The sequence below is a fragment of the Phytoactinopolyspora endophytica genome (assembly GCF_004138495.1).
Taxonomy (GTDB): Bacteria; Actinomycetota; Actinomycetes; order Jiangellales; family Jiangellaceae; genus Phytoactinopolyspora; species Phytoactinopolyspora endophytica.
On the sequence record NZ_ML142853.1, the window covers coordinates 46,634 to 56,524 of the forward strand.

General features: G+C 63.7%; 6 protein-coding genes and 1 pseudogene. 2 read left to right on the forward strand and 5 right to left on the reverse strand.

Annotated features, from left to right (window positions below; genetic code table 11):
- The 3 genes from ELR45_RS11015 to ELR45_RS11025 all read right to left on the reverse strand — a co-directional run.
- Positions 1-947: AraC-like ligand-binding domain-containing protein (locus ELR45_RS11015; protein ID WP_165367673.1), on the reverse strand; the 947-nt coding region annotated here is incomplete at its 3' end.
- A 202-nt stretch (positions 948-1,149) separates the two neighbouring features.
- Entirely contained in the window at positions 1,150-2,181 is a 1,032-nt protein-coding gene (locus ELR45_RS11020; RefSeq protein WP_129665954.1) for an AraC family transcriptional regulator, read from the reverse strand.
- A 342-nt stretch (positions 2,182-2,523) separates the two neighbouring features.
- Entirely contained in the window at positions 2,524-2,880 is a 357-nt protein-coding gene (locus ELR45_RS11025; RefSeq protein ID WP_129665956.1) for a VOC family protein, read from the reverse strand.
- A 229-nt stretch (positions 2,881-3,109) separates the two neighbouring features.
- On the opposite strand from ELR45_RS11025, the pseudogene ELR45_RS11030 reads away from it, so the two are divergent.
- Positions 3,110-3,379: pseudogene (locus ELR45_RS11030) on the forward strand (VOC family protein); the annotation flags it as partial.
- 302 nt (positions 3,380-3,681) lie between these two features.
- On the opposite strand, the gene ELR45_RS11035 reads toward ELR45_RS11030, so the two are convergent.
- Together ELR45_RS11035 and ELR45_RS11040 are read right to left on the reverse strand one after the other, a co-directional pair.
- Positions 3,682-4,968, reverse strand: a complete 1,287-nt coding sequence (locus tag ELR45_RS11035) for a hypothetical protein (RefSeq protein ID WP_129665958.1) — start codon at positions 4,966-4,968, stop codon at positions 3,682-3,684.
- Positions 4,969-5,301: 333 nt separating this feature from the next.
- Positions 5,302-6,978 carry an alkaline phosphatase D family protein gene (locus tag ELR45_RS11040; RefSeq protein WP_129665960.1) on the reverse strand — a complete coding sequence of 559 codons (1,677 nt, stop codon included), beginning with the start codon at positions 6,976-6,978 and terminating at the stop codon, positions 5,302-5,304.
- A 282-nt stretch (positions 6,979-7,260) separates the two neighbouring features.
- Here ELR45_RS11040 and ELR45_RS11045 point away from each other — a divergent pair, with 282 nt between their 5' ends.
- On the forward strand, positions 7,261-9,783 hold the full coding sequence (locus tag ELR45_RS11045) for an outer membrane protein assembly factor BamB family protein (protein ID WP_165367674.1): 2,523 nt from the start codon (positions 7,261-7,263) through the stop codon (positions 9,781-9,783).
- Positions 9,784-9,891: the final 108 nt, after the last annotated feature.

Below are 9,891 nucleotides of genomic sequence, written 5' to 3' on the forward strand. Positions count from 1 at the left end.
TTCATGATCGTCTCGACGTTGGTTGTCGAGCGATCCGCGGCGAGCAGCGCCTGATGCGCCAGGTCAAGCCGTCGAACACGCAAGTACTCGACGGGCGTGACACCGACACATTGCCTGAAGTACTTCTGCAGCGTCTTCGTGCTGACGTTCGCGTGGCGTGCGAGATCGTCGACCCGGTGCCGTCGCGTCGGGTGCTCGTCGATCATCCGCAGGACTTCTCGCAAGCCGCGAGGCCACTGCTCGTGCCCCGCGCCGGCTTCATCCCGGATGCCTGGCGCGCTCTGACGTTGGAGCTGGTCGGAGTAGGTGTGCCGCTGCACTCGCAGCAGCGTCTCCACCAGAGCCCGCTCGTAGGCGCGGGCCACCTCCGGCACCTCCACCAGCGCGCCTTCGCTCTCCAGCTCTTGCTGGATGAGCATCGCCATCCTTGCCCAGCTCTGGCCCCCGCCACGTCGAACGTTCATCAACCGATCGAGCCGCGGCGGCTTCGCTCTCGTTCCGTCGCTCAATGCGACCAGAGCAGTATGTATGGCGCTCAATGGCACGCATACGATCCAGAACCGGCGGCATCGCCCGAAGTCGAGCCGCAGCGTCTCGTCCGGGTTCAAGATGAGCGCATACCCAGGCTGGACGGTAGCCGGCTGATCGGCGGCGACAACCTCGATCGGGCTGAACACGGGTGCCATGATGACGTACGAGCCGCTCATGATGCGCCCGGACAGCGCGATGCTGGGTTCCACGTCCAGATATCCGCCGAGAATGTGCCCCAACCGGTACTTGCGTCCCCCGAAGGTCACGGCGCCCTCGTCGCTGTACACGTCGTTCACGACGAGACCGAAGGCATCACCAAGCAGCCGGCCGAGGGCCTCGGCACCGCCTCTCGAAGACACACCATGCCCTGTCTCCGGGCCGTCGTCGATAATGTCGTGCGCATTCGTCACAGTCATCGCTGTTGTCACTGCTGCTCCGCCTCTTCGCCCCTACCCTGCGAGTGGCCATAGCCACGGCGACGCTGCCGAATTGACCACCGATGAGCCCACCACCTCGATACTTGCATGGTGGCCTAGCCGATGGAATACGCAGAAACGAGAGATCCAGGACCGTGAACGACTACGCCTCGTTGGCGCGAGACAACGCGGCGATGCGCGCTCACGCGCGGCGCAAGGTTTCGGACGGAGCCTCATTGAACCTCTGCCGGTACCGACGGGCGAACCGGCCATGGTTGTCGAAACCCCAGTCCCGTGCGATCTGGTCGATCGTCACGTCGTGCGGCGAGGCTCGACGCAGCGACTCGTATACCCGGTCCAGTCGCGTGTTCCGCATGAACGTCGTCGGTGATATACCGAGGTGCTCCCTGAAACGCCGCTGCAGGGCCCGCTCGCTCACCGCCGCCTCACGCGCGAGACTGCCGATAGTGTGCGCCCATTCCGGGTGTTCCTGAATGAGCTGCAACGCCTTGCGAAGGTACGACGGATACGTCAGCGCGCCATCAACCACGCCGTCGAACTCGCGCAAGCTTCCATCCGCCGGCCTGGCTCCATCGCCGGCACGACCATGCGGCTGGGCGCGCATCAACATCGCCAGCAGCAACCGTTCGAGCCGCTGCGCCTCCCAAGGTGCAGCGGCCAGTATCCCCGGTTGATCGAACTCGTCCATGAGGAACTTCCACAACCGGTACCAGCTCCGGCCCCGGCCACTGCCGAAATCCGTTTGCCGGCTCAAGCGGACTGGTTGAATGACGTGATCCACGCCCAATTCCCGCAAGCCGTTCTCCAACGCCGTCGTGCTGACTTGAAGCACCGATACTCGGCAATCGGCACTCAAGCGAATCGATGGCCGATCAGCATCGGAGAACGCCACACCACGTCCGGATGCCAGCTGAATACGGTCGGAAGCAACCACCACTTCCGCAGCCCCGGACAGTGGCGTCAATATGACATTCGCCCCCGGTGACGGACGAATCGATACGTGCACCTCGTCACAGAATTCCACACGCGCGAACAAGGTGTCACGCAATCGGTACCACTGAAATTCTGGCACCGGCGCCGAGCCATGGCTATCGAACTCCAGTATTTCCCATCCGGTGATGTTGTGAATACTACTGACAACTCCGGCTACGCCGGCGTCAAAGAAATCGACCCGACGCCATAGCGCCGAGGATCTTACGTGCTCCGCCCTCACGATTCCGACCCTTCAGCCAGCAGCCAGGCGCGTGTCTGCCGGCGAAACTTTCTAAGACCATCTTGCACCCCTGATTCTCTGCGCCCTACCGGGATAATCATCGACCATCTCGCGGCTCCAGACACCACTGATAAGCGACCGATTCCCTCCCGTTTACGAACAGTCAGCTTGTGTGATGGACTGGATATTGTTTACCATCACTGTTCCCTTGACAAGTAACGCCACATATCTGTTTCGTTAACACTTACCGACGGCGTATCGACGACGAGAACCGCTTCAGCGAAATCAGCAGAGCAGGGTACGTGGCAACCGCACGGCCCGGATGCCCGCGAGCCACGTGCTCTACGTGTCGGATACGGGAGCGCACAGGTCGATCATGAGATTCCCCGGCCCTTGGAAGATGGCACTGCGCATACCGAAGTCCTGCGTCACTGGGCCGAGAAGGAGCGTGCCTCCTCGGCTGACCACAGCGTCCGCGGCGGCGTCGACGTCGTTGACAAAGACATGGAGCGTCAGACCGTCGATGCCTCCGGAGGGAACGGCGGCCGACGTGCTGAACCACAGGTCGACGCCGTCCGCGTGCACGTCCGCGAATTCCTTGAAGTCGCTGCCGCCTAGCGTCCAGCCGAACTGCTCGGCAACTTGATGCGCTGCCTTGCTGGCGTCGTCGACGATGATGCTCAGTGCCTTGATCGCCATGTCGTCCCCGCTCCCTGCTCCAAGACCTCCAAGTGCGTACGTGGACCGTACGTCTCGGCTCGGAATTTCTCAATGCCGCTCGAAGGTGTGCGGTGAGGCGACGTCAAGGACGCATCGGCAAGTTCCGCGCCGCCCGGCAGGGAGTACTAGCCGCGTGGCAAGCCTCCGGTATGTAAGCGGCGAACCGTACCAACGTGTCGGAGTTCTCGACGGTGTGTGGGTAGACGCGTTGGCGTCGCTCAAACCCTGCCCTGGCGATGGACACGTCGGCGTCGTGGTCGACGACCTCGAGGCTGCTACTGCGTTCTATGTCGAACTCGGTATGGAGCTCGAAGGCACGGCGCCAGTCGAGGGACGTTGGGTGGACCGTGTTGTCGGGCTCGACGGGGTCCGGGTCGACATCGCGATGATGCGGACCCCGGACGGCCACGGCCGGCTGGAGCTGACGAAATTCCATACCCCGACGGCGATCAGCGCTGTGCCGAAGAACGCGCCCGCGGGTGTGGCGCGGAGTCGATGAACGTGCGCGACGCCGGGTCGCCGAGCTGAAGGCAGTCGCGGACCGCCGACGAGAAGGCCGAACGCATCACCGCCGCTACCAGGACCAATGCCGGCACGACAAGGCTGCCAGTCTGGCCCTGCCATGGGTTGCCGCGAATGCCGAGGTGTATCAACACCCCCGAAGCCTCCAGGTCTGAATGCCCTCGCTAATCGCAGAGATGATTAACTACGGGGAATAACGTGCCGGGCGCGACATGCCAACTGCATTGAGAGTCGGTCTCAACTCACGGTTCGGAATGGTCAAGGGCGGGCGAGCACTCGTGCGCGAACGTGACCGCTCGAACGTCCACGTCTGTCGTCACCGAGTCGAATGCTGGCGAGCAAGACACTGCGATTCTCCGCCAGACCTCCTTCCATGGCTTCGATTACAGCTTCGCTCTGCTCTCCGGACGATCCGACCCAGCCATGCGCGACCAGATCCGAAAAGGTCGTGTTGGTTACGTATCGCGACACCTCTCCATAGACAATTCTAAATCCCCCTCGTTCGCCAAGCGTGGCCACACTGGGAAAGTATCGCAAATCGAAATACATTCCGACAGAAAGACCGGGCTCCAACGGCTGGCGGGGATCGCAGAGTTTGGTAAAGCAGAAAGACCCCCCGAGTCGCAACTCCGACGGTTTGCCGCTTTTATCTGGCGAGACGGATTCCAGCGCAGTCATCCTTTTCAATTCCGACTTTAGCTGACTGTCGGGGCGGTACACCGGTGGCCCCTTGCTCTCCACTCGACATCGTTTGTATTGAACGAGCACAAACGAATTAAACTCTTCCACAAAGTATATTATGTCGGCACCTGTTCTCTTCTCCAGTGGCAGCTTGTTAGCCAGGAACGTCTGCAGCCTTCGACCAGTGACGGGGTCTTCGAATTCCGCACCGAAAGCGGTCGTTTGTGGCAACCAGTCTGGAAACTCATGGACGTCACGGTTCACGACTTGGTCTTCATAGAGATTTGTCACCCGATCAAGCCGAAGGTCGTCAGGTTGATCTGGATGCTGCAGAGTTTCTAAAGCCGCAGCGCGGTCAATTCCCGCAATGCCGAGCCCGACCTTCAGCCCATCTAGTTGATTGGCGTAGGAATGCGCATCGACAGAGTCGACCTTTTGGAGCCATTCTGGCACTTCACGATACGCGAGATTTCTTATTGCTGCTGCAGCCTCTTCGCCATGCTCTGATAACCATTCCAAAAGGTGTTCCGTCGCAGTTCGAGTGAAGCGTCCAACGCGGCTAGAGACTGCCCTGCTGGCAGCAACACGCGTAGGGCCGCCTAGATCTTGAAGCGCAAGCCAAATGTCAAAGGGCGTGAATTTCTTCCATTCGTCGAAATATATACGACGACGAAAGGTATCCGCGTACCCCGCCTTTCTCGCCAGGGCAACGCCGTCTACATAGCCATCTTTCGATGAGAGCAAAACGACTCTCGGAAGGCTTCTGGAGAGGGCGTCTTCGGCTGGGAAGCTGTCGGTAACACCGAGGCCCTCAGGGTGCTCATGCCACCATGGGTGCTCTGACCGGAACCAACCCAATTCCATGGGGCCTCCCATAGACTCTCCCGTCGTGCTCGCTCGGCTCATCGTGCGTCTCACACGGTCAACGGCAACGCACGAGGATGGCCCTTCACCGTGGATGAAGTTGCCAGAGAAGCCTACGGTAGACGCCGAGTGGACTCGAGTGCTGCGAGCTGATCTGCTCGTCGCCCCTACCTATGAAGCCCAAGGTAATGCTCGATGATCTTAGTTTGTGACGACACAAAATGATCTTACCGTGGCGGCAAGCCCTAGCGTAGACGGTGACCGGCGGCTTCTCGAGAGCCAGATGTCAATGCCGCGGATGACGTCGCGGTTCGCGCCAACCGCGGCGACGGCTCAGTCCGCGGGGTCCTCCTCGAGTCCATACAGCGTGCCCTGTGGTTCGTTCTCGTCGATGATCTCCACACCTGGCCGCCCGTCCTCGGTCAACAGGCTCGCTCGCGTGGAAACGGGAGCGTCCTCCTCCCGGACGTAGGGCACGATGCGGTAGTCAGCCCGCCACTCGTCGGACGTCGCGGTGAATCGGACGTAGCCGCGCTGGCTGTTGTAGAACTTCAGATGCGCGTTCGACCTCATGATGTTCTCGCCGAAGCGGTCGATGTCCGACCCGTCCTCGCCCGAGCTGATCGAACTGATCTCGTACTCGCTGCCGATGGTGGCGGAGTCGGGGTCGTCGAAGTCCTCCTTGAGCTCCCCGGCGACGCTTCGGTGGAGATCACCGCTGAGCGAGATCGGGTTCGAGACACCGAAGTCCTGGAAGGCGTTGAAGATCCGATCACGGGCGGGCTGGTAACCGTCCCAGTACGTCATCGGGATCGCCAGGCCAGCGTCCGTCTCACGCATCAGCTGCGACATCATCCGCTGCTGCGCCAGTACGTTCCACCTGGCCGAGGAACGTGACAAGCCATCGAGCAGCCAGGTTTCCTGGGCGTCGCCGAGGATCGTGCGGGAGGGATCGAGCCGCTCCTCACAGTCGACGTGGACGCCGCCGCCACACGCGAAGGCGTCGCCGTACTGATGGAAGTCGAGCACATTGAACTCGATGAGGTCGCCGAACGTGAACCGCCGGTACAGCCTCATGTCCGGACCGTCCGGGGCCGGCACCCGCAACGGCTGGTGTTCCCAGTAGGCGCGGTAGGCATTGGCCCGCCGGACCAGGAACTCCTCCGGCGGCGTGCCGCGGTGGTCCGTGTCCCCCATGTAATTGTTGACCACCTCATGGTCGTCCCAGCTGACGATCCACGGGGCCGCGGCATGCGCGGCTTGCAGGTCCGGGTCCAGCTTGTAGAGCGCGTATCGGTCGCGGTAGTCGCTCAGCGTCATGGTCACCCGGTCGTACTTGTCCGGCAGCTCCACATCCGGCCGGCCGCCACGCGTCCATACGCTGTACTCGTACAGGTAGTCCCCGAGGTGCAAGACGAAGTCCAGGTCTTCGTCGGCCAGATGCCGATACGCCGTGTAGTAGCCGTCGTACCACGCCTGGCACGCGGCCGCGGCGAAACGCAGCGTCGTGGTCGTCGAACCTGGTTCGGGAGCCGTCTTCGTCCTGCCCACCGGGGAGATCTCCCGGCCTGCCTTGAATCGGTAGAAGTATTCACGGCCTGGGCTTAGTCCCTTCACGTCGACATGCACGGAGTGCACGACCTCGCGATGCGCCATCGCTATGCCGGACCGGACGACCTGGGCGAAGTTCTCGTCCTCGGCCACCTGCCATTGCACCGGAACCCGCGCATCCCCCATGCCGCCCGACGACGACAGCGGCTCTGGAGCCAACCGCGTCCACAACACCACCGAATCCGGCAACGGATCGCCGGACGCGACACCGAGGCTGAACGGATAGTCCTGGAACCGCCCAGCACGCGTTCCGGCGGACGCCACGTCGGGCAGATTGAACGCCAGCGCCGCCGCGCTCGTCCCGGAAAGCGCCATGAATGAGCGCCGGCTCAACGACCGAGGAACTCGCTCGCCGCTTCGGCTGCTGTTGATGATCGATTCGAGACCCGGCCTGGACATGGAAGACTCCTCCCGCTCGGGAACACATCCGCTCGCGGCCACGCCGGCGAGCTTGTGTGGACTGTCGTCGATCCTGGAATCCCGGCCATGATGTCGCAATGCCGGATCGCTGATGGGTCCATTACCTCGGCCACAATCCCGGCGAACCCGGCCCCTTCGGCGCCGGGGCGAGCAGCGCGTCGTCAGCAGCCGCCCGAATTCACTCATCAGCCCATAGGTGATTGCGCATTGACGTCCGCTGCCATGCCGCGTGTCATTCATCTCAGTACTGACGTCACCGACATGGCGAGCGTGAAGGTGTTGAGCGAACACGACAACGGCATCACCTGGGTGAGCGGCCGGGTTCTCAACGACGACGGCGGCAGCCGGCGCGGGCTCCCGGGCGTCGCCGTGTCCGACGGCGACAACGTGACACAGACCGAGTCCGACGGGAGCTACCGCCTACCCGTGGCGCGGACCCGCCGTCATCGCGCGGTCGTCTTCGTCACGGTGCCGGCCGGCTGGCAGGCGCCGCCGGACGAGCGGGGAAATCCGGCGTTCTTCCGGCACGTAGACCTCGCCCGGACGGGAAGCGTCGACAATGTGGACTTCGTTCTTCGCCCCGATCCGGCGCCCACCGATGACTACCGCTTCGTCACGATGGCTGACGTGCATGTTCAGGCCGACGGCATCAATACGAAGGACGGCTTGAGCTCGCAGTTACGCCAGATCAACTCATACATCCGAGAATCACGCAACGATTCCGGGCCGGCTATGTTCGTCCTCGTCGCCGGTGACCTCACCAACTACGCCACCGAAGAGGAGTTCGACGACTATCTCGCGGCCATTACCGCATCCGACATTCCCGTCTGGTCCATTCCGGGAAACCACGACCTCACCGCCCGTGTGCCAGGCGGACCGTATCCGAAACAATCCCCGGCCACCCAATACCGTGACGTCATAGCCAACTATCGCAAGAAGATCGGGCCGGAATGGTACTCCTTCCAATACGGCCGGCAGCATTTCGTCGTCCTAGAGAACTACCGAGGGCTGGGTGAGCCGGACCAGCTGAGATGGCTCACCAGAGACCTGGAGATCAATGCCGCGGGAAAGCAGATCGTCGTCGTCAGCCACGTCCCGTGGAACGTCCCGCAGACGCCGAGCCCAGACCTCACGGCCCCGTACCTGGAGCTGTTCGCCCGTTACGACGTGCGGCTCCTGCTCGCCGGGCACACCCACTCCAACGACGTCGACCCGGCCCTGGTGGACGGCGCCGTTCAGGTGGTCACGACATCGTCGTCGTTCACCAAGGACCTCTCGCCCCGCGGTTTCCGCATGGTCGAGTTCCACGAGGGCCATCTCACGACGCCGTTCGTCGAGCTCGACGCCGACCGCGAGCTGACCGTCGTGCACCCTGCCGGTGATGTGGCGCGGGCGCCGTCCGCGGTGCATGTCAACCGCTACAGCCCGCCAGGTCTGGCGACCGAGGCCAGATACCGGATCCCGCCGCACGGCTGGCGCCCGTTGTCCCGGACCGGGGATCGCATGTGGGTCGGGCAGATCGACCCCGAACACATCACGCCCCGGACAACGCAGCGGATCGACGTACAGCTGCGCGACGACGCCGCGTCACCATGGATGCAGAAGGCCGCCACGTTCACAGTGGCAGGCACTCCCCAGACCACGCCACGGCAGGGAACCCCGTGGCCGATGTTTCATCGGGACGCCCGGCATTCGGGGCGCGGCACCGACGACGTCCGTCCGCCGCTGGACCTGGCGTGGGTCCGGCACTCCGGCGGCACGATCCTGACCTCCTCCCCCGCCGTCGACCACGACACGGTGTTCATCGGAGTCCGCGACGAGAACGCCGCGACGAACAGCGGTGTTTTCGCCGTCGACCTCGGCACCGGTGAGCCGCGCTGGCACTCCCGGACCGTCGGGCAGGTCGCGTCCTCGGTCGCCGTGGACGGCGACGTCGTCCTCGCGGCATGCGCGCGGGGCCCGCTGCTCGCCATGGACGTGACCGACGGGCGGGTCCGTTGGGAATGGACGCCGGAGCACCCCGAGGAACCGGACTGCTGGATGTACTTCTCCCCCACAGTCGCCGACGGAGCCGTCTACCAGGCCTACAACGTGGCCAGCGGGGTGTGGGTGGTGTCCCTGGACACGCAGACCGGCAAGCAGCGATGGCGCAGCGAGAAGCCCATCGGCCGGAACTGGATGTCGCACGGATCACCCGCCGTCGCCGACGGCTCGCTCTACGTCGTGACCGCGTACGGCAACCTGGCGGCGCTGGATCTCGACAGCGGTGCCGTGCGCTGGCAGGCGGCGTTCGGTGGCGGCATCGTGGTCGGCTCATCCCCCGTCGTCGACGGCGGGCTCGTCCTGCTCGCGTGCCACGGGGACCGCCTCGTCGCCGTGGACCCCGCCGATGGGGAGGCACGCTGGTCCTATCAGGCGCCCGGACCGTCCCGGTGGCCCGGCAGGAGCACGGCGGCGACCCCCGCGGTGTCCGACGGCGTCGTGTACGCCGCCTTCTCCGACGGCAGCGTGACGGCATTGACGATCGAGACGGGCGAGCCGCTTTGGCATCACCACACCGACGGGGCGATCCTCTCGTCACCCGCCGTCAGCGGCGGGCGGCTGTACGTGGGGTCCAACGACGGTCACATACGGGCCATCGACCGCGACGACGGCCGATGTACCTGGAGCCACAACCTCGGCACCTGGGTGGCCTCCTCCCCCGCGGCAACCGGCAACACCGTGGTCGCCGCGGCATGGGACGGCGCGGTCTACGCTTTCGTCTCCGCTGAAGGACCGCCGTGATGTTCTCATATGCATTCTGGAATGGATTCGACCACAGCGACGACTCGTCGACAGCACGCCCCGCGGAACACGCGCATTCACGCCGGCCTTACCGTGCGCGAACGATGA

Bases quoted from the DNA above. Each gene is read 5' to 3' on its own strand.
- ELR45_RS11035 (WP_129665958.1), bottom strand. From the start codon at position 4,968: ATGGAATTGGGTTGGTTCCGGTCAGAGCACCCATGGTGGCATGAGCAC.
- ELR45_RS11025 (WP_129665956.1), bottom strand. From the start codon at position 2,880: ATGGCGATCAAGGCACTGAGCATCATCGTCGACGACGCCAGCAAGGCA.
- ELR45_RS11045 (WP_165367674.1), top strand. From the start codon at position 7,261: ATGGCGAGCGTGAAGGTGTTGAGCGAACACGACAACGGCATCACCTGG.
- ELR45_RS11040 (WP_129665960.1), bottom strand. From the start codon at position 6,978: ATGTCCAGGCCGGGTCTCGAATCGATCATCAACAGCAGCCGAAGCGGC.